Below are 19,506 nucleotides of genomic sequence, written 5' to 3'. Positions count from 1 at the left end.
CGGACACTGGTTCATTCACTTGACGACACCGAGCGCCCTCAGGATCTTTTCGGGCGTGAAGGGCATGTCGGTCACACGGGCGCCGAAGGGCGCGAGCGCGTCGTTGATGGCGTTCATCACGGCGCCGGGAGCCCCGGCCGTGCCGGCCTCGCCCGCCCCCTTGGCGCCGAGAACGGATTCCCGCGTCGGCGTCTCGACATGGCCGATGACCATGTCTGGCATCTCCGGCGCCATGGGCACCAGGTAATCCGCCATGTTGGCGTTCAGCAGCTGACCCTCGCCGTCGTAGAGGCATTCCTCGTAGAGCGCCCCGCCGAGACCCTGCACGATGCCGCCGCGGATCTGCTCGTCGACCAGCATCGGATTGATGATGCGCCCGCAATCCTCGACGCACCAATGCTTCAGAAGCTTCACGAAGCCGGTCTCGACGTCGACCTCGACATAGCTCGCCTGAACGCCGTTGGTGAAGGCGAACGGGTGCTCGCTGGTGAGATAGTGGCGGGTGGCCACCAGCTCGCGCGGCAGATCGCGCGGCAAGGTGTCCCCGCGGAAATAGACGATGCGCCCGAGCTCGGCGAGCGGCATGCGCTCGTTGCCGGTGCCGGCATCCACGACCTGATCGGCGACGATCGCCAGGCCCTGCGGATCGGCCTGGAGCAGCACGCCGGCGATCTGGAGGATGCTGGCCCGCAGCGCGAGACCAGCCTGCAGTGCCGCCTCGCCACCGATCCCGGCGCCGCGCGAGGCCCAGGTGCCGCCGCCATAGGGCGTGACCTGCGTATCGCCGGTGACCACCTTCACCCGCTCCATCGAGACGCCGATGCTCTCGGCCACGACCTGTGCGATCACCGCCTCCGTGCCCTGCCCCTGCTCGGTCACGCCGGTCAGGGCGACGACCGATCCGTCGGGATCCATGCGGATGGTGCAGCCGTCCTGCGCCGAGATGCGCGCGCCGCCGATGCCGTACATGAAGGGGCTCGGATTGGTGAGTTCGATGAAGCTCGCGATGCCGATGCCGCGGTGGATGCCGCGATCACGAAGCGCGCGCTGTTCGGTGCGCAGCGCGTCGTAGTCCATGAGCTTCACGAGCTTGTCGAGCGAGGCATGGTGCGAAAGCGCCTCGAACTTCATCTTCGCGGCCGACACGTAGGGATAGGCGTCGTCCGGAATGAGGTTGCGCCGACGCATCTCCACCGGGTCGAGGCCAAGGCGCGCGGCCGCCATGTCGACCAGCCCCTCGGTGACAGCGCAGGCGATCGGGTGGCCGACGGCACGGTACTGGCTGGTCGGCACCTTGTTCTGGAAGACCACCGAGGTTCGCGCCCGATAGACCGGCAGGACGTAGGGGCCACCGCAGAGATTGACGACCTGGTTGCCCTCGACGGCGCTGGTCCGCGGATAGACCGAGTAGGGGCCGATCGCGGTCCAGTCGTCGACGTCGAGGCCGAGGATCCTGCCCTCCCCGTCGAAAGCCATGCGGGCGCGGATGACGTGGTCGCGAGCGTGGATGTCCGAGGCGAAGGACTCCAGCCGGTCGGCGACGAACTTCACCGGCCGCTTCATCACCTTGGCGATGGCGACGGTGGCCACCTCGTCCGGATAGACGTGGACCTTGATGCCGAAGGAGCCGCCCACATCGTTGCAGATCACCCGAACGTGGGACTCTGGCATATCGAGATGTTCGGCGAGAACCGACTGGATCATGTGCGGTGCCTGGCCCGAAAGATGCACCACGAGCTGGTTCTCGGCGCCACGGTAGTCGGCCAGGATCGTCCGCGGCTCCAGGCATACGCCGGTGTGGCGGCCCGTCACGAACTCGGCTTCCACGACATGCGGACCCGCGGCGAAGGCGGCTTCGACGTCCCCCTCCTCGTGGAGCCGGCGAAAGGCGAGATTGTCGCCGAGCTCGGGATGGACCAGCGGCGTGGCCCCGTCGAGCGCGCTCATCATGTCGGCGACGACAGGCAGCGGCTCGAAGTCGACATCGATCAGCGCCAGCGCATCCTCGGCAAGGGCTCGGCTTTCCGCCACTACCGCAGCTACCGGCTCCCCCGCCCACGATGCCTTGCCGACCGCGATCGGATGTTGCGGCGGCGACTTCAGACCCTTGAGGTGCTGGAGAACGCCGACCCAGGGCGTGCAGACCCCGGCGAGGTCAGCGCCGGTGAAGACGCGCAGGACGCCTGGCAGCCGCTGGGCCTCTGCCGCGTCGATGGCGAGGATGCGAGCATGGGCGTGGGGCGAGCGCAGGAAGGCGACATGCACCATGCGCGGCAGGCTGATGTCGTCGACATAGCGCCCCTGGCCTTCGACCAGGCGCGCCGCATTGGGCCTCGGCACGGAGCGGCCGATATAGCTGTTGGGCCGGTCGGGATCGTCGAATCGCAGGCTCACCGCGAAGCCTCCAGATCGGCGGACTCGCGGCGCGCCGCCATCGTCGATGCGACCGCGTCGACGATGGCTTCATAGCCGGTGCAGCGGCAGTAATTGCCCGACAGGTGCTCGCGGATCTCCTCGCGACCGAGCTCATCGGGCCGGTCGAGGAGCTCCGCAGCCGTGAGCAGCATGCCCGGCGTGCAGAAGCCGCATTGCAGGGCATTGCGGCGGATGAACTCGTCCTGCAGGTCACGGATCTCGCCGGTTTCCGACAGGCCCTCGACGGTCCAGACCTCAGCCCCGTCGAGCTGAGCGACCAGCATCAGGCAGCCACGCACGATGTCGCCATTGACGCGCAGCGTGCAGGCGCCGCAGACCCCTTGCTCACAGCCGGCATGGCTGCCGGTGAGGCCGAGATCGAGGCGCAGGAAGTCCACCAGATGCCGACGTGCCTCGACATCGCGATGCACGGTCTCGCCGTTGACGGTGAGCCGGACCGACACGTGCTGCTGAAAGCTGGCTGACACACTCATTGCGCTGTTCCCCGCCATTCGTCCGATCGCAGATCGGCCAGGACGCGCCGCAGAAGCACACCCGCAAGATGCCGCTTGAACTCGGCCGTCCCGTTCATGTCGCTCATGGGGTCGATGTCCTCCATGAGGGCACCGTGAAGTGCAGCCTCGTCGGCGCCCTCGCTCGCCGCGCGGCACGCACCGGCGGCAAGGACCGCCTTTTCCCCGACGCCGAAGAACACGATGCGCGTGCGCGCCAGGGCGGCATCGGCGGCACAGGCCGCCACGCCCACCAGTGCATAGTCGCCGGAGCGACGTGACAGTTCGATCAGGCGCTGGCGCCCGCCGGACGGGCGCTTCGGCACCTCGACGGCGACGATCATCTCGAACGGGCGGAGCGCGGTCTCGAAGAGGCCCAGGAAGAAATCCTCCGCTCCGACACGCCGTTCCGCCCCGTCGTCGCCGAGCAGGACGAGCGTCGCGTCCAAAGCGACCATGCAGGCCGGCAGTTCGGCGGCGGGATCGGCATAGGCGAGCGAACCGCCGACCGAGCCACGGGTACGGATCGCGGGATGGGCGATCTGTCGCGCGGCCTGCGGCAGCAGCGGCGCATGTTCGGCAAGCAGCGGCGAAACCAGGAGATCGCGGTGCCGCGTCAGCGCCCCGATGCGCACCACGTCGCCGCAGTCCGTCACCCCGGAGAGCGCCTCGACATGGTTGATGTCGATGAGCGCGGGGACATCGGCCAGTCGCAGATTGAGGGAAGCGACCAGGCTTTGCCCGCCGGCAATGAGCCTTGCGTCCCCGCCGGCCTCGCGCCAGAGCGCGAAAACCTCGTCGAGCGACGTGGCGCGCGCATAACCGAGCGACGCAGCTTTCATCGGTCCCCCTCCCTAGCCGGCTCCTCAACCGGCAGACGGCAATTTCGCCGCGTTAATGATCATACGATCATTAAATGGCACCCTGCGCAAGGGGTCGCAATATTCGGGGCTTCTTCTTGCATCCCGGGGGGACTACGAGGAAGGAATGGATCAGAGCACCTTGCCCGGACAGACGACCATCGCGAAGGCGCGGCGCCGCCTATCGCCGGATGAGCGCAGACGCATGATCGTGGAAGGGGCGGTCACGTTCTTCTCGGAAGTCGGCCTCGAAGGCACGACGCGTGACCTCTCACGCCACCTCGGCGTCACCCAGCCTCTGCTCTACCGATATTTCGGCAGCAAGGAATCGCTTCTGGAGGCAGTCTTCCAGAGCGTCTACATCGACCGGCTCGACCCCGCGTGGCACGACGCGCTGCTCGATCGCTCGACGCCCTTCGAGACACGCCTGCGGAACTTCTACAGGGATTATACCCGGGCGATCTTCACCTATGAGTGGATGCGCATCTTCATGTTCTCGGGTCTGGCGGGCGCCGATCTCAACCGGCGCTATCTCAGCGAGGTCGAGACCGTGTACCTGAAGCCGCTTCTCGAGGAGGCGCGCCACGAATTCTCCGCGGCCGCGCCGCAGATGGAGGATGTCTGGGGTCTGCATGGCGGGATCATCTATCTGGCCATCCGGAAGTTCATCTACCGTTTGCCGATGCCTGACGATCTAGGCCCGCTGGTCGATCGAATGGCCAAGCGCTTCGCCGACAGCTACCGGAACCACTCGACCCCGCTATCAGAACGGCCGTAACGCCGGAGCCGATGAACGCTCAGGCGCCTCCTTTAACCGACGGCGAAGCTCGTCCAACCCTTGCGTCCTGACGACCAGCTCCATCAGCAAGGTTCGGCCTGCCTCAGTGGATCGATGCAAGATGATCGGCAAGGCGCAGCGCCAACGCGACCGTCGGGAATGTCGGATTGGCGCTCCCCGTGGTGGGAAAGACGCTGCTGGACGCGAGGTAAAGATTGTCCATGCCGTAAACGCGGCAATCACGATCGACGACGCCCAGCCGCGGGCTTGATCCCATTCGGGTCGTGCCGACCTGATGGTAGCCGTCCGAGGCCTGGGCGAGGACCGCCGAAAAGCGCTGGTCCGGCGGGTGCCGGTATTCGAGATAGCCGAGACGATCGCGCCTCAACGCCTGGTCCAACAACTCATGCGACCGGATGACGGACAGGGCGTCGTCGTCCGAGTACCGGAAATCCACTTCCAGCCCTGGAAAGGACGTCTCGTCTGCGGCGTCCCTCAGCGAGACGCGGCTGTCGGGGTTCGGGATCTGTTCCGCATGGTATCTCAACGAGTATCTGCCGCTGCGATTGAAGCTGAGGAGCGGCAGGTTCCTTGTGGGGACATGCCTCAGCAGCGCTGCGAGATCGTTCGCGGTGGTCAACGGACTCACGGCCAGATTCCGTAGATGAGCCGAAGCCGATATCGGATCTCGACCATCCAGCGTCCTGCTCAGGCGGTTGGACTGCGCGATTCCGCCGAGACCGGGGATGAGCGCGAGCAGTTGAAGAAGCGAGAGTGCCGGACTTCCGTGCCGTCCGTCGGCGAGAGGCGGCAACCGCAGCATGAAGTCCGTATTCAGGATTCGCGACGTTCGCTGCACGCTGTCGGCCAGCTTGATGCGCTTCTGAAAGATGAACCCTCGCTCGTCGGATTTGTACAGATATTCGGCCGCACGCATCGGATCGGGGAACACCACAGTCGCGATCTCGCCGGCGAGGTGCCCCATGTAGTAGCGCCCGAGCGGGGTCTCGGCGGGGAAGCAGGCGCACCGGTCGCGGCCCAGTTGCAGGAGCAGAGCGGTGCTCCGCAAGCCGCCACAGGCGAGAACGTAGCGCCTCGCCCTGACGTGCTTCTCCGATCCATCCCGGCCCCGGACTGTCAGGGACGAGATGCGCTCGCCCGTGGCGTCGCAGTCCATGCCGGTGACGGTCGAGTGCAGGCACAGAACCAGATGCTTCGAGTGCCTGACCCGGGCCCCGTAGACCTGTGCCAGAGACGCTTTCCGGGCATAGTAGCCATTCTGCGTGACGGTCTCCTCGTCGGCCAAGGAGCTCTCCCCGCCATCCGCCAGCAGGTCCTTGCGACCGGAATCGAGAAAGCCAGCCGCTTCCGGGTACCAGCGCGCGAGTTCGGGGTAGGTGATCGGCCAGCCCGAGTGGGGAACCCAATCGCGCGCTTCGAAGTCGATCGGGTCGAGGGGAACACAGAGGCCGCCCCAGGCCCGCGACGTCCCGCCGAAGCCCTCGCGGGTCGCGATGTCGAGGGCGGCATGGACCGACCGGTTGAGGACGCGGATCGGTGGCAACGACGAGGCGACGCCCCGCTGCTTCATCCCGCCGGATTCGAGGATCAGCGTCGACAGGTTGCCCGCTTCGCAGGCCAGTGCGACCGCGAGACCTGCCGGGCCGGACCCGATCACGCACACATCGAAGACGGAGCCGTCGCCTGGCGGCTGATGAAGGATGCTCACGCGGCGAGATCTCGACGGCGTCTGGTCCGGAGCAGCGATGCGACCTTCATTCACGTGACCCTTGGTCGAGACTTCGACGTTTATCTGCGGTGTCGCGCGATCGAACTGGCGGCGCGCGGTCCGTGCGCGCGGGGCCGATCGCCCGGATCCCATCGTCAGCTTGCACTTCCCGGCCCTCGAACGTCGGCATGCCCAGTAGGCGAGCAGGCGCGGCTGCCACGGCGTGAACCTGGCGACGGTGGTCATCGGTCCAAGGCAATCCGGGAGCTGTGGCGAAAACAATGGTTACAAACTTAGCTCGATATCTCCCGGCGGTGCGCCGGCATCGGGGCGCGCATCGCTTCTCCAGCTCACGCAACCGCTGCGACGTGCGGCGCCGGCATCATGTCCTTGCGCTGTCGGGCAAGTGACGTTGAAGGTCCATCCGGGAGCCGGCAACCGCCCCGGGCGGGCGTCCCTGCGAAGCCTCGAAGGCGGCTCGGCTTTCGGCGATGAAGGCTTCCATCCGGCTCCTGAAGACGGCGGCGGAGAACTGCCGCGCATGACGGACGATTTCCTGCGGATCGAACTGATCCTCCCGCATCTCGAAGCGCTCGACCGCATCGTTCAGGCTGTCCTCCGTCTGCTCGGCAAAGCGGATCCCGACTGCGTCGGAGCAGACCGTCTCGCGCGCGCCGCCAGCGTCGAAGGCGATCACAGGGCGTCCGGCAGCCATCGCTTCCACAGGGAGGATGCCGAAGTCTTCCTCCCCCGGGAACACGAGCGCCCGGCAGCGCGCCAGGTGATCCTTCAGGACCGGAAACGGCTGGTAGCCGAGAAGCTCGATGTTCGGCCCCGCGATCTTCCTCAACTCCGCCAACTGCTGTCCTTCACCGATCACGACCAGACGCTTCTTCGACCGGTTGAAAGCCCGAACAGCCAGGTCCACGCGCTTGTAGGGCACCAGTTGGCCCGCGCAGAGATAGAACTCGCCCCTTGCGCCGTTCGACTGGAAATCGTCCACGGCCACGGGTGGATGAATCACGGTGGCCCGCCGCCGATAGAAGCGCCAGATGCGATTTGCCACGTGTTGCGAATTGGCGGCAAAGGCGTCAACCCGAGCCGCAGTCGTCACGTCCCAGGCGCGAATGAATGGCGCCGTCGCAGCAAGAACAAAACGCCCGATGACGCCCATGTTCCTGCGATAGAGATGGTAATGATCCCAGACATACCGCATAGGCGAGTGGCAATAGCAGACATGAAGCGCGTCCGGCCGAGTAACGACGCCCTTGGCGGGGCCCGACTCGCTCGAGATCACGAGGTCGTACGCTTGCAGGTCGAGGCTTTCCAGTGCAAATGGCATCAGCGGAAGAAATTTCGTGTAGTGTTTCCTCGCTCCCGGGATCCGCTGCAGAAACGAGGTGCGGATATCGTGTCGGGAAAGTACGGCCGATATCTTCTCGTAATCGCAGACGAGGGTAAATATATCCGCTTGCGGATACATCCGGCATAGCTCTTCGACCACTTTCTCGCCGCCCCGCATCGTCACGAGCCAGTAATGGACGATCGCGACCTTTTCCGTTTTCTGCGGATTAGTGGCGTACATCGACGTCGCTCCGTCTTCGGGCCGTCTTGGTGAAGACGGGTTCGGGACTGCACGCTTTGCCGCATGAGACGGTATGCGTCCATCCCTTCAGCATCCGATGGCAGCGAGATCAGGCGTCCCGTCCCAGCAAGCCACTTGCGTGCGATGCGAAACGATTTATACTGCGTCGCAGCAAAAAGAAAAGTGGCCTCAGGTCCGCCATGTTCATGGGCCCGAGTGCGTTCTCCCGATGGAGTGATGATCGAGCATATCTCGGCATCTCGCTCACATCATATTGCTGATGCCCAGTTGAAGAGGGGCTGCAGGCGCGCACGCTACAAGTTTAACCTCTTAAGTCTAACCCGCCATCAAGTCGTTACAAGTTGCCGGTTATTGTCCGTTTTGGATGTCGGTTACGCTCGGAACGGAGGCCCCTCGGTGGAAATTAGTCCGATTTCGCCACGCCGTCCTGCCAATGTCGAACCCGACGTCTACGAGCCGGCGGCAGATCTGCGTCGCATCGGGGGCGTGGTGCGTCGGCAGTTCAAGCTGGCGGCGATGGGAGCCGGGCTCGCGGCGTTGCTGGCTCTGCTGTTCCTTTATTTCGTTCAGCCGCTCTACCTGTCGTCGGTGAAGATCCTGCTGGATGTGAACCAGAACCAGCTGCTTGCCAGCAGCCAGAGTTCGCCCACTCCGCAGTCGGCCACCACGGCGGAGGATTTCGTCGCGACGCAGATGGCGGTGATCGGCTCGGAGGTGGTTGCCGGCCGGGTCGCCCGCTCCCTGGGTCTGACCTACAACCCGGAGACCGAGCGCCTCTCGTCTCAGCCGGCCTCCGAGAAGGACACGCGCCTCACGACCGCCCCGCCTGCGGAGACGACGGACCCGGTGGATCCCGCGGTGGTCCATGCCCTGAACAGGGCGCTCTCCGTCTTCCGGGTCGAGAAGAGCATGGTGATCGAGATCGACGTCACCGACCCCGATCCGGCACTGGCGGAAGCGATGGCGTCGGCATACGGCCAAGCCTATCTGGATGACCAGCTCGGGGCGCGTTACGAAAGCGCGAGAAACGCCGCGACCTGGCTCGAGAACCGCATTGTCCGTCTGCGAAACCAGTCGCTGGAGGCCAATGCCGAGGTGGAGACGTTTCGGAAGCAGAACAACCTGGTCGCGACCGACGGGCGCCTCCTTTCCGACCAGCAACTGCAGCAACTGAACGACCGGCTCAGCGAAGCGCGGTCGAACCTGACGCGGGCGACGGCCCGAGAGACGGTCTTTTCCAACGCGGTCGACACGAGGAACATCGACTCCATTCTCAGTCAGATCACCAGCATGTCCGGCATCACGCCGGATGCGCCGATACTGTCGCTGCGCAACGACTATCTCGGAGCGAACGAGCGTTATCGGGAAGTGAGCGCACGCTGGGGCGCCGAGAACGATCAGGCCAGAGCGATCAGGGCCGAGGTGGATCGGCTCGCGAACCAGATACTCGGTGAGGCTGCCCGGCTTCGCGACGGCCTGGCGGGCGACGTTCGCGTCGCCAGGTCCGAGGTGGACGCCATCACCAACTCGGTTGCGTCGACGACCAGCCAATTCCAGGCAGATAATTCCACGCTCGTGCAACTGCGCAATCTGGAGCAGCGCGCGACCTCGTACAACGCGCTCTATCTGGACTATCTCACGCGGTATCAGGAAGCGGTCCAGCAGCAGACCCTCAGCATGACCACGGGCAGACAGATCTCCAACGCCCAGAAGGCAAACCTTCCCGTCTTTCCAAGGAACAAGATCGTCCTCGCGCTCGCGGTCTTTCTGGGCGCGGCATTCGGCGCCGGCGCCGGCGTTGCGCGCGAACTCATGGACAACTCGTTTCGCAGCGGTGCCGCCGTCGAGCGTCTCGGTGTTCCTTTCCTCGGCTATGTCGCCAGGGGGTCGCTAGGGCTGGACCCGTCTGCCAAGGGCCGAAAGATACCCGCCCATGGCACGGTCGGAATGGACGGCGCGCTGGAGCCGGTCCTTGCGAAAACCATGATCGCGGTCCGCATGCGGCGCCGCGACAGCTGCAAGGTGGTCGGCATCGTTTCGCTGGAGCCGTCGGCCGCCCGCAGCGCGATAACCTTGCTGCTCGCGCGCCACGAGGCTGCGAGAGGCCGCCGCGTGCTGCTCATCGACGGCGATTCCGCGGGCCATGCCCTTACGGACCTCGCCCGGGCAGCGTTTCCGCCGGAAGCTGCGTTCGACGCGCAACAGGATCAGCCGACCCGCAGAACGGCGCCGCTTGCCGAGCATCTGGATTTCCAGGCGACCCAGGATGAACCGGGAGGATCGCTCCTGACCGACCTGCTTTCCCTGGACCGGCTTGCCGCGGTGCGCGATCGCTATGACACCGTGCTCGTCGACCTGCCGCCGGCGGAGCCGATTTCGGAGGCATCGGCGCTTGCTGCAAGCTTCGACGCCTTTGTCGGCGTCCTCGAATGGGGTGGCACCCGGACCGATCATTTGCGGGCGCTGCTGGAGGCGAATTCGAACCTGCGCAACCGGCTCGCCGGGGCGGTCGTCGTCGTCGCGAACCCGCGGCGTCTGAAGCTTTACGACCGCGAAGGTGCGAGGCGGCTTCGTGACCGGGCTCTTTAGCCGACGCTTCTTGATCAGCGGCTACGCCGGCCGCCGGGTGGCTGATCCATGACCTTCATCCCGATAGCCATTTACTGGATCATCGCGCTCTGGGGCCTGTTCTCGAGGCGCCCGGTGCTGGTCTATCTGTTCTTCCTCAGCCTTCCCTTCGGGTCTTTCGCCGTCGTACCACCAGCCCTTACCGGGGGGCTGACCTTCGTGCCCACGCCGATGACGGCGATGCTGATGGTCGGACGCACGTTCCTCGACCCGACGATCCTGATGCGGGCGATCTCTTCCGCCCTGGACGTCCGACGGCTCGGGCTTCTGACGGGGTTCATCGTCACCGCTCTCGTTTCGACCGTCTTCATGCCCCGCATCTTCGCCAACCGCGTGATGGTGATTCCCGTTCGCGGAGATGTATCGACGGCGGCCCCGCTGTTTCCGACCACACAGAACATCTCGCAGATGGCATATCTGCTGATTTCATTTGCAACCGTGATTATGTTTTCTCAGATTCTGAAAAACGCCAGGATGCAGCAGACCGTTCTGCTTGCGCTGACATGGGCATCGGCGCTGACAGTTGCCACGGGAATGCTCGATTTCGCCTCCCAATACCTGCCAGTCGCGCCGCTTCTGGATCCGTTTCGGACCGCAACCTACGCCCTTCTGGTGGATGTCGAATTGACCACAGGAAAACGGGTAGTCGGTCTCATGCCCGAGGCTTCGTCCTTCGGCAGTCTTTGCCTCTCGCTGCTTTGCCTCCTGTATTTCATGCGCAGAGCCATCGACCACGACCGCGTACGTGCGTTCTATGCACCCGTCCTCTGTGCATTGCTGATCGCGTTCGCTTGGCTATCCACGTCCTCGGCGACCTATCTCGGCCTCGCCGCCTTCTTCGCCATGGCGGCCCTGGAGTGGATCATGCGGTTCCTCGACAGCCGCTATAATCTGCTGCGCAAACGCTACCTTAAGGCCGAGTTCGCGGCTGCGGCGCTGGCGGTCGTGGCGGTCGCTTTCATCATGCTGCTCCATCCGGCGATCCTCGAGAACGTTTCGATGATGGTCGACCGCATGGTCTTCCAGAAGACGGAAACCTCCTCGTTCGAGGAGCGCAACATGTGGACCTATGTCTCCCTCAATGCGCTCGTCGAAACCTGGGGGCTGGGCGTCGGCATCGGTGGGACGCGGGCATCGAACTCGGCTGTCGCAGCGATAAGCAACGTCGGCGTCATCGGCGGCATCTTCTATTTCGGCTTCATCATCCAGTCCCTGCTGCGCAGCGCGCCACCGGATGACAAGCGCGGCCAGGTCCTCATCGTCGCGCTACGCTACGCCTTCGTGCCGACCTTCCTCGTGGGCTTGCTGATCGGAACCACGTCGGACTTCGGGGCCTTTGGTGCGTTTCGGTACGGCATGCTCACCGCGATAGGAGTGACCGGCCTCTATCATTCATCCAGGATGCGGCAACGCCGCATCGCAGTCTCCCCCGAGAGTGCCTGATGCTGTCGCGCAAGATAGCCGCCGGCGCGGTGTGGCTGGTCGCATCCCGGCTGGCGACACGAACGCTCGATCTTGTCGCGATGCTGATCGTCGCGCGGTTGCTACTTCCGGCGGAGTTCGGCTTGTTTGCCTTGGCCGCCAGCGTGCTTCTCGTTCTGAACGCGGTGACCGACCTTTCGCTGTCGAATGCCATCATCCAGATGAAGGACCCCGACCCGGCGGTCTACGACGCGGCCTTCACCCTCAATGTTCTCCGGGGCATCCTGGTCGCCGCGGCGCTGGCGGCGATGTCGTTACCCTTCGCGGAGCTCTACGACGATCCGCGCCTGCAGGCGATCCTTCTCGCGCTCAGCGCGGTGCCGATACTGAAGGGGCTGGTGAGCCCGCGGATGGCTCATCTGCAACGCCAGCTGGACTTCAGGCCACAGTTCTATCTGGAGGCTGCCGGAAAGGTCGCGGCCTTCCTTGCCTCGGTCGCGGTCGCTTATGTCACCCGCAGCTACTGGGCTCTCGTGGCCGGCATGATCGCCACGCCGGCAATCTCGTCGATCATCTCCTACCGCCTTGCTCCCTACCGGCCGCGTTTCGGCCTCCAGAACTGGAAGCCGATCCTGGGGTTTTCCGGCTGGCTCACGATGAGCAATGCCGTGAACACCCTCAATTGGCAGGCCGACCGGCTCTTCATCGGCGGCGAGCTCGGCGCGACGACGCTCGGCCAGTACACGGTCGGCAGCGAACTCGCGAGCGTTCCGACGAACGCGCCCATCATGCCGATCATGCAAGCGCTCTACGCGGGCTTTGCCAAACTGGCACATGACGTCACGCGCCTGCGCGAGGCCTACATAACCAGCCAGTGCATCGTGATCGCCCTCGCGCTGCCGATCTCGGTCGCCGTGTCGGTATTTGCCTATCCGATCATACATCTCGCGATCGGTCCGGCCTGGACGCCGAGCGCCTTCGTGGTCCAGGTCCTGGCGCCGGTGCTTGCCTTGCAGATGCTGACTGCCCCGGCCCAGTCGATCGCCATGTCCCTGGGCCGCACCCGGTCGATCTTCCTGCGGGACACGGTTTCCCTGATGGTCAGACTGCCCCTGATCGTGGTCGGCATGCTGGTCGCCGGCCTGCCCGGCGTGATCTGGGCGAGGGTTGGAAGCGGCCTCTTCATCGTCATCCTCAATCTCATGTTGATGAAGCAGCTCCTTGGCGTCTCGGTGACGCGGCAGCTTCTTCTCCCGTGGCGAAGCTTCGTGAGTGCCGTCGTGATGGCCTGCGTCCTCGTGATCACCGGTCGGAGCTTCGGCATCATGGAGCGTGTCGACCTCGATCGGCTGCCGATCCTCGTCGCTTCGTGCGCTTTCGGCGCCCTCGTCTACGTCGTCGTTCACCTGTCTCTATGGGCGCTCACCAGACCACCGCAGAGCGCCGAGAAGAAGCTCATCGATATGGCCACGAGCCTGATGCGCCATCGTGCGGTGGTCGAAGGACAGGGAAAATGAGCAACCTACCCGACGAGCTGCGCGATCGCATCGACGCGACCATTCCTCCGCTGGTGCCTGTCTCCGCTCCGGAGCGCATCGCGGTTCTCGACGCACCGGACTATCCCAATGTCGGCGATCCGCTCATCCTGCTCGGTCAGCTGGCCTTCCTGCGGCGCGCCTTCCCCCGCGCTAAGATCGTCATCGCCAGCCGCCGGACCTATGCGGATAGCGTCGCCCCTGCGATCGAGGAAGCCGACTGCCTGTTTCTCACCGGCGGCGGAAATTTCGGCGATATCTGGCCGGGGCACCACGATTTCCGGCTGAAATTGATCGCCCGCTTCCGGGACAAGCCGATCATCCATTTTCCCCAGAGCTTTCACTTCGCCGGCGACGGATCGCTGACGGAGACGCAGAGGGTGCTGGGAGTCGCGCAGAACCTGACCATCCTCGCTCGCGACGCAAAGGGCCTCGACTTTGCCCGCCGGCATTTCCCGTGCAGGAGCGAACTCTGTCCGGACATGGCATTCGCGCTGGGCCGCCTTGCGGCGCCCGAGCCCGAAATGGACTTTGCGTGCCTCTTGAGGACCGACAAGGAGATCCTGGCGGACAAGAGTGCGGAGATCGAAGATGCGCTGTCGAACAGCGGAGCGACCTACGCGATCGCCGATTGGTTGGAGAACCGTCCCGGCCTCGAGAAGATCCATGGCGCGACGCGGCTTCTCGTGAGGATGGGCATGCCGCCCGAGTGGCTCGCCACCCATGGACTGCCGATCTTCGAAGCCTACGCCAACTCCCGGCTGAAATTCGGCGTCCACCTCTTGGGGCGCGGGCGGACGGTGGTGACCGATCGCTTGCACGGCGCGATCCTGGCGACGCTCCTCGGACGACCGCGTTACATATTCGATTCCCTGGATGGCAAGATCCGCGCCTTCTACGACACCTGGCTCAGGGGCGAGACCGACGCCGTCTTCTTCGGCGACGTCGACGAACTCCGGCACAAGCTGCAGCGGAGCGAGGCAGCATGAAGAAGACACTCTCCCCGGCGGGCCAGGAAGCCGAAGTGGCTGCTGCGCCCACGATCTCCTGTCTGATCCCTGTCTATAACGGCGAACGCTATCTGGAATTGGCGCTCGACTCTGTCCTCGGTCAGTCGTTCGGGGACTTCGAGCTGGTTGCCGTGGATGACGGAAGCTCCGATTCGAGCAACGCCATCCTGAAGCGCTATGCCGCCACCGATTCCCGCATTCGCATCATCGAAAAGCCGAACGGCGGCATCGTATCTGCCCTCAATCTCGGTCTTGAGCACTGCCGGGGCCAATACGTCGCCCGTATGGACTGCGACGACATAGCCACGCCCGAGCGCTTCGAGATCCAGATGGAGGTCTTCGACAAGCATTCTGACGCCGTCGCGGTCGGCGGCTTGATCCAGCTGATCGATGGAGAGGGCCAGGGCATGTCGGCACCCGGCTCGCCGAGCCGCGTCAGCCGCACCCGGCTCGACGTGTTTCCACCTGTCGTCGCCAACGTCCAGCACAGTGCCGGCACCTTCCTCAAGCGAGCAATGGACACTGTCGGCGGGTACCGGTCGAATTTTCCCCACGCGGAGGATTACGACCTCTATCTGCGGCTGGCTGAGCACGGCAGGTTCTACAATCCCGGCAAACTCGTCCTCTACTACCGGGTGCATCCCGGCAGTCTGTCGATGAAGAATCTCGAGTGCCAGGAGACCAGCGCCGTCCTTGCGGAACTGTCGGCCTACGCCCGCAGGTCGAGGATGGAAGACCCGGGGGATGCCGAAGAGCCGCTCGGCCTCGATGAGTATGCCTCCAGGCTCGGCGCTCTGTGCCCGCAGGACACGATCCGTCGGTATATCGATTTCCGGCTGTGGCGCAGGCTGATGGGCGCACGCGACCCCGACGCCGCCGCCTTCCAGCGGCGCGTACTGAACGGTTTGCTCGACCCGCGCTGCTACCGCCGCCCGATGGACCGCAAGCTCAACCGTCGGATTACCCTCTCCTTGGGCCGGAAGTTGCTGCGCACCCTGCGCTACGAGCCTGTCCGGCTTCTGGGCCGGCGCAAACCGATGAAGCTGGCCAAGTGAGCGCGGCAGCGTTCGAGGCGCCGGGCTCGTCCGTTCGGCCAACCCTCGACCGGATCGTCGTGATCAATGACGTTGCCGCGGCTCAGGGAGGCGCGACCGCGCTTGCCCTGGAGTCGATCCGGATGTTCAGAGAGATCGACATACCCGTGACCTTCATCGTCGGCGGCGACCAGACGAATGACGAGATCGAGGAGGCAGGCGCAGATATCGTCGTTCTGGGCGGCCACCACATCGCGTCAGGCGGGCGGCTGAGCGCTTTCGGGCGCGGCATCTACAACCCGGCGATAAGCGGCAAGCTCGCGCGTTGGATCGCCGGCCACGACACGCCGTCGACCATCTATCACCTTCACGGCTGGTCGAAGGTCCTGTCCCCGGCGATCTTCTCGGCGCTTCGGCCAGTCGCCGCGCGAACCGTTGTTCATGCGCACGACTTTTTCCTCGCCTGTCCCAACGGCGCATACCAGGACTACCGACGCGGCGAACCCTGCGAGCGTGTGCCGCTTGGGGCGAGCTGTCTGACGACGAATTGCGACAAACGCTCCTACGCGCAGAAACTCTGGCGGGCGGCCCGCCACGAGGCGCTCTCCTTGGCCTGCGCCTCGGGTTACGAAGAGACGCCGGTGGTGATGATCCACCAGGGCATGCGCCCGTTCTTCACACGCGCCGGTTACGACGAGAAGCGCCTCGTCACCATCCGCAATCCCGTCCGCCCGTTCAGCGAGGAGCGCATTACGGCCGAGGATCACGAGATCTTCTACTTCGTCGGACGGATCGAGGCTGAGAAGGGCGTTTTCGATCTTGCCAAGGCCGCACGTACAGCCGGAGTTCCGCTCAAGATGATCGGCGACGGTCCTGCCCGTCCCGAGATCCAGAGCCGTTACCCGGAGATCGACGTCGCCGGTTGGCTCGACCGACGAGCGATCGGGCGTGCCCTCGCCGACGCCCGCGCCCTGGTGATGCCGTCGCTCTATCGCGAGCCTTTCGGGCTCGTTGCCATGGAAGCCTCCACAAGCGGGCTTCCTGTCATTCTTTCCGGAAATGCGCTTTTGGCAAAGGATATCGCCGACGCAGGTCTAGGCATTGCGTTCGACCCCGCTCGAGGGGGAGCTCTGGCTGACGCATTGAAGAACGTTGCCGAATTGCCGAGGGAGCGGATCAAGGCAATGAGCGAGGCGGCGTTCGCAAGACCCGGAGATATCGCAACCACCCCGGCGCAGTGGCGCGACCAGTTGCTGGCGCTTTATGCCACAAGGACTGCGGCAGCTTACCCGCGTCATCCGTCTACGATGAAAGTCGCTTCGTGACCCACGACGCAATGCGCATCCGCCTCTTCAACGTCAAGTATAGCCCCAATCTCGGCGACGGGCTCCTGTCGGAATCGCTGGAAAACGCGTTGTGGGAACTCGGATGCAGCCCGTCCGGAACCTACTCCGTCGACCTCGCCGCCCGCAGCTCGTACGGGCCGGGCGGGGCCTCGCGAGGCGCGCTGCTTCGGTTCCTGACCGGGCTGCCCCCGGCAGTGCGAAGAACCGCCCTGAGGCTGCCGATGGCGGCCCTGATGCACCGCCGGTGGCGGCCGCATTACGAGCGGCATCTCGACAGCGCCGACGCCGTGGTGCTGGGCGGAGGCAACCTCTTCTCCGACATCGACCTGAACTTCCCGTCAAAGCTGGCGCAGGCACTGTCGCTGGCAGCCGCACGCAAGCTTCCGGTCGCCATCTATGGCGTCGGCGTCTCCGGGGACTGGTCCGAGACGGGGATCCGCATGGTCGGAAAGGCACTTTCCGGCGCATCGATCCGCCACGTCACCGTTCGCGACGAGCCGTCGCGAGAGCGCTTCAACACGCTCTTTGCGCAAAAGGCCGGGATGCAGGCGGAACTGGCGCGCGATCCCGGATTGCTGGTCAGCCGATATGTCTCCCCAGTCGAAAGAACGGGAGGCACGGTCGGCCTCGGGGTGACCAGCGCCATCGCGGTTCGCTACCATTCGTCATACGACGCCGGCGACGACGCTCTCGCCGAATGGTATCTCGCGATCTGCCGCGGCATCGCCGGGAGCGGGCAGAAGATCGTCGCCTTTACCAATGGAAGCCCCGAGGATGAGAGTTTCCTGAACGCCATCGACGGCAGGCTGGCTGCAGCAGCGGGAGAATCCTACAGCCGCAGGCGACCGACGACGCCGACGGAGCTCGCGCGCCTGATCTCGAGCTTCGACTGCCTCGTCGCCCATCGGATGCATGCCCTCATCGCGGCCTATTCCTTCGGCGTTCCAAGCTTCGCGCTTCGCTGGGATCCCAAGGTGGATGCGTTCATGGCGTCGGTCGGCGCATCGGAGCAGATGGCCGTCGCCGAGGCCGGCACCGAGGACCAGGTGATCGAATTCGCGCGCCGGCAGAACATGCCCGAAACGGCAGAGGCAGCCGACGCGAGGGAACGTGTGATCGCCGAGGCGTTCCAGCCGGTGAGCCTGCTGCTCGAGGCATTGAAGCGCTGATTGGCGCACCGACAATTGCAGGGCGAGGCCTCGCCGGCCCGGGGCGCCGTTCATGGCCCCGGTGACGGGTCAGCCATTCAGGCGTGACCGTCGCGATACGTTCCGTGCCGATCGGAGCTGGCGCACCGGCTCACGACGGATTGGCTGAACGCTCCGCATCCGCGGGCAATCCGGCCGCAGGCCGTGTCTCGAGCTGCACCTGCAAAGTATCGCCCGATCGCAGCCTCTCGTCGCGATCGATTTCGGTCGTCTGCACCTCGCCGTCGCTATCCTTGCGCGACCGGTAGAGGCGGACATTGACGCCGAGCGTGTCGACCTGGTCGACCAGCATCTGAGGCGTGATGACGGTGGCTTCGCGGATCAGCATTTCCGCCCGGCCCATGTCGATCCGCGCCTTCTCCAGCGACTCTCTCGCCGTTTGCAGGCTCGACGCCACCTCCGTCTTGAAGGCCGTCAAAGCATCGACCTGGTCTCGCTGGGCTGCGTTGATTTCCAGATCCGCGGCCAGACGGGCACTCTGGACATCCAGAAGCTGTCCCTGGAAGGCGGAAAGGGTACGCTCCAGATCGAATTCGCGGCTGGCGACCGTTAGCCCCTTCCCGACCAGCGACTGGACGTTCGCAAGCTGGTCCTGCGCCAGCTTGACCTGCCGTTCCAGATTGTTCGCCTTCTCGCTCAAGGTTTTGGTCTGCTGGGTGGCGAGTTCCTGGCGGCTCCGCAGGCTTTCCAGCTGAGAGTCGAGGGCCTGTTTCCGCACCTGGAGCAGCCCCTGCTCCTCCTCGACGAAAGGCGCCAGCAAGTCCTGGGAAAAACCCGACTGCGTGTCGGGCATGTCGACCTCCGCTTCGCCGACTTGTTCCGCCTCCAGCCGGGCGATCCTCGCCGTCAGGCGCGCTGCGGCCTGTCGGGCAGTGTCGAGATCGCCCTGCGCGTTGATCACGTCGCGCTCGAGCCGAAGCTGCCCCCCGCTCGTCCGGTAGAACCCGCCAGCCAGCGCGATTGCCTCCATCGCCGTCATGCCCGGAGCGAAGTCCACCTTCCCGGGCGTCTCGACGCCCCCGAGCACGTAGACCGGCCCTCGCTGGAGAACCTCCATCCTGACGTCCGGCTTCGTCGGCAGGCTCAGATTGACCTGCAGCGCGCTGGCGATTTCTTCCGCGACGGCGCCGGAGCTTTGCCCCCCTGCGGAAATCGGACCCGCGAAGGGAATGCCGAGCGAGCCGTCGGCCGCGACCGTGTACTCGCCGCCGACGGCCGTCCATTCCTTGTACTCGCCCTTGCCCGGAAGCCACTGGAGGACCTTCACGCTCAGCCGATCCTGCGGCGCCAAGCCATCCGCCGAAAGGTCCTGTGCGTATGTGGCCGGCGCAAGAAGCAGGACCGCGCCGACGATGGCCGCACGCGCCGCTACCATGGAACGCCCGTCTCGATGTTTGTGCGGCCCGTGCATCGTCGCTTCCCC

Annotated in this window: 14 protein-coding genes; 8 read left to right on the top strand and 6 right to left on the bottom strand. The window is 65.0% G+C overall.

Going from position 1 to position 19,506, the window contains the following annotated elements:
• Positions 1 to 15: 15 nt before the first annotated feature.
• From GGR03_RS19220 to GGR03_RS19210, 3 genes are read right to left on the bottom strand one after another with little or no spacing between them, the layout of a single operon-like run.
• Positions 16 to 2,394 (bottom strand): molybdopterin cofactor-binding domain-containing protein, encoded by a 2,379-nt coding sequence (locus GGR03_RS19220; protein WP_183210378.1) that lies wholly within the window; start codon positions 2,392 to 2,394, stop codon positions 16 to 18.
• A complete protein-coding gene (locus tag GGR03_RS19215; RefSeq protein WP_183210377.1) occupies positions 2,391 to 2,909 on the bottom strand; it encodes a (2Fe-2S)-binding protein in 519 nt (172 codons plus the stop codon). The genes GGR03_RS19220 and GGR03_RS19215 overlap by 4 nt, the downstream gene beginning before the upstream one ends.
• The gene (locus GGR03_RS19210; protein ID WP_183210376.1) at positions 2,906 to 3,769 is read right to left on the bottom strand and encodes an FAD binding domain-containing protein; all 864 of its coding nucleotides are present in this window, start codon (positions 3,767 to 3,769) and stop codon (positions 2,906 to 2,908) included. The genes GGR03_RS19215 and GGR03_RS19210 overlap by 4 nt, the downstream gene beginning before the upstream one ends.
• Before the next feature lie 145 nt (positions 3,770 to 3,914).
• On the opposite strand from GGR03_RS19210, the gene GGR03_RS19205 reads away from it, so the two are divergent.
• Entirely contained in the window at positions 3,915 to 4,565 is a 651-nt protein-coding gene (locus tag GGR03_RS19205; RefSeq protein WP_183210375.1) for a TetR/AcrR family transcriptional regulator, read from the top strand.
• A 103-nt stretch (positions 4,566 to 4,668) separates the two neighbouring features.
• Here the strand turns inward: GGR03_RS19205 and GGR03_RS24820 are convergent, their stop codons facing one another.
• Both GGR03_RS24820 and GGR03_RS19195 read right to left on the bottom strand, forming a co-directional pair.
• On the bottom strand, positions 4,669 to 6,294 hold the full coding sequence (locus GGR03_RS24820) for a GMC oxidoreductase (RefSeq protein ID WP_210292217.1): 1,626 nt from the start codon (positions 6,292 to 6,294) through the stop codon (positions 4,669 to 4,671).
• 382 nt (positions 6,295 to 6,676) lie between these two features.
• Complete coding sequence (locus tag GGR03_RS19195) at positions 6,677 to 7,879, bottom strand: glycosyltransferase family 4 protein (RefSeq protein ID WP_183210373.1); 1,203 nt, start codon at positions 7,877 to 7,879, stop codon at positions 6,677 to 6,679.
• 237 nt (positions 7,880 to 8,116) lie between these two features.
• On the opposite strand from GGR03_RS19195, the gene GGR03_RS19190 reads away from it, so the two are divergent.
• The 7 genes from GGR03_RS19190 (at position 8,117) to GGR03_RS19160 (ending at position 18,044) form a co-directional block, all read left to right on the top strand.
• On the top strand, positions 8,117 to 10,489 hold the full coding sequence (locus tag GGR03_RS19190) for a GumC family protein (RefSeq protein WP_183210372.1): 2,373 nt from the start codon (positions 8,117 to 8,119) through the stop codon (positions 10,487 to 10,489).
• A 48-nt stretch (positions 10,490 to 10,537) separates the two neighbouring features.
• The gene (locus tag GGR03_RS19185) at positions 10,538 to 11,971 is read left to right on the top strand and encodes a hypothetical protein (protein ID WP_183210371.1); all 1,434 of its coding nucleotides are present in this window, start codon (positions 10,538 to 10,540) and stop codon (positions 11,969 to 11,971) included.
• A complete protein-coding gene (locus GGR03_RS19180; protein ID WP_183210370.1) occupies positions 11,971 to 13,467 on the top strand; it encodes a lipopolysaccharide biosynthesis protein in 1,497 nt (498 codons plus the stop codon). Before GGR03_RS19185 ends, GGR03_RS19180 begins: the two co-directional genes overlap by 1 nt.
• Entirely contained in the window at positions 13,464 to 14,474 is a 1,011-nt protein-coding gene (locus tag GGR03_RS19175) for a polysaccharide pyruvyl transferase family protein (protein WP_183210369.1), read from the top strand. The genes GGR03_RS19180 and GGR03_RS19175 overlap by 4 nt, the downstream gene beginning before the upstream one ends.
• Positions 14,471 to 15,550: a glycosyltransferase family 2 protein gene (locus tag GGR03_RS19170; RefSeq protein WP_183210368.1), complete on the top strand. Its 1,080-nt coding sequence runs from the start codon at positions 14,471 to 14,473 to the stop codon at positions 15,548 to 15,550. The genes GGR03_RS19175 and GGR03_RS19170 overlap by 4 nt, the downstream gene beginning before the upstream one ends.
• A gap of 146 nt (positions 15,551 to 15,696) precedes the next feature.
• Entirely contained in the window at positions 15,697 to 16,854 is a 1,158-nt protein-coding gene (locus GGR03_RS24815) for a glycosyltransferase family 4 protein (protein WP_210292216.1), read from the top strand.
• Positions 16,851 to 18,044, top strand: coding sequence for a polysaccharide pyruvyl transferase family protein (locus GGR03_RS19160; RefSeq protein ID WP_183210367.1), 1,194 nt, complete (start codon positions 16,851 to 16,853; stop codon positions 18,042 to 18,044). The genes GGR03_RS24815 and GGR03_RS19160 overlap by 4 nt, the downstream gene beginning before the upstream one ends.
• Before the next feature lie 130 nt (positions 18,045 to 18,174).
• On the opposite strand, the gene GGR03_RS19155 is transcribed toward GGR03_RS19160, so the two are convergent.
• Entirely contained in the window at positions 18,175 to 19,458 is a 1,284-nt protein-coding gene (locus GGR03_RS19155) for a polysaccharide biosynthesis/export family protein (RefSeq protein ID WP_246368241.1), read from the bottom strand.
• Between the last annotated feature and the right edge of the window lie 48 nt (positions 19,459 to 19,506).

This window comes from Aurantimonas endophytica (genome assembly GCF_014196845.1).
In the GTDB taxonomy this organism is placed as follows: domain Bacteria; phylum Pseudomonadota; class Alphaproteobacteria; order Rhizobiales; family Rhizobiaceae; genus Aurantimonas; species Aurantimonas endophytica.
Note: the sequence above shows the minus strand (reverse complement) of the source record. Positions and strands in the feature narration are given on the sequence as shown.

What these genes read in the sequence shown, in the direction of transcription:
- GGR03_RS19215 (WP_183210377.1), bottom strand. Translation starts at nt 2,909, where the DNA reads ATGAGTGTGTCAGCCAGCTTTCAGCAGCACGTGTCGGTCCGGCTCACC.
- GGR03_RS19210 (WP_183210376.1), bottom strand. Translation starts at nt 3,769, where the DNA reads ATGAAAGCTGCGTCGCTCGGTTATGCGCGCGCCACGTCGCTCGACGAG.
- GGR03_RS19205 (WP_183210375.1), top strand. Translation starts at nt 3,915, where the DNA reads ATGGATCAGAGCACCTTGCCCGGACAGACGACCATCGCGAAGGCGCGG.
- GGR03_RS19195 (WP_183210373.1), bottom strand. Translation starts at nt 7,879, where the DNA reads ATGTACGCCACTAATCCGCAGAAAACGGAAAAGGTCGCGATCGTCCAT.
- GGR03_RS19190 (WP_183210372.1), top strand. Translation starts at nt 8,117, where the DNA reads ATGATCGAGCATATCTCGGCATCTCGCTCACATCATATTGCTGATGCC.
- GGR03_RS19185 (WP_183210371.1), top strand. Translation starts at nt 10,538, where the DNA reads ATGACCTTCATCCCGATAGCCATTTACTGGATCATCGCGCTCTGGGGC.
- GGR03_RS19180 (WP_183210370.1), top strand. Translation starts at nt 11,971, where the DNA reads ATGCTGTCGCGCAAGATAGCCGCCGGCGCGGTGTGGCTGGTCGCATCC.
- GGR03_RS19175 (WP_183210369.1), top strand. Translation starts at nt 13,464, where the DNA reads ATGAGCAACCTACCCGACGAGCTGCGCGATCGCATCGACGCGACCATT.
- GGR03_RS19170 (WP_183210368.1), top strand. Translation starts at nt 14,471, where the DNA reads ATGAAGAAGACACTCTCCCCGGCGGGCCAGGAAGCCGAAGTGGCTGCT.
- GGR03_RS19155 (WP_246368241.1), bottom strand. Translation starts at nt 19,458, where the DNA reads ATGGTAGCGGCGCGTGCGGCCATCGTCGGCGCGGTCCTGCTTCTTGCG.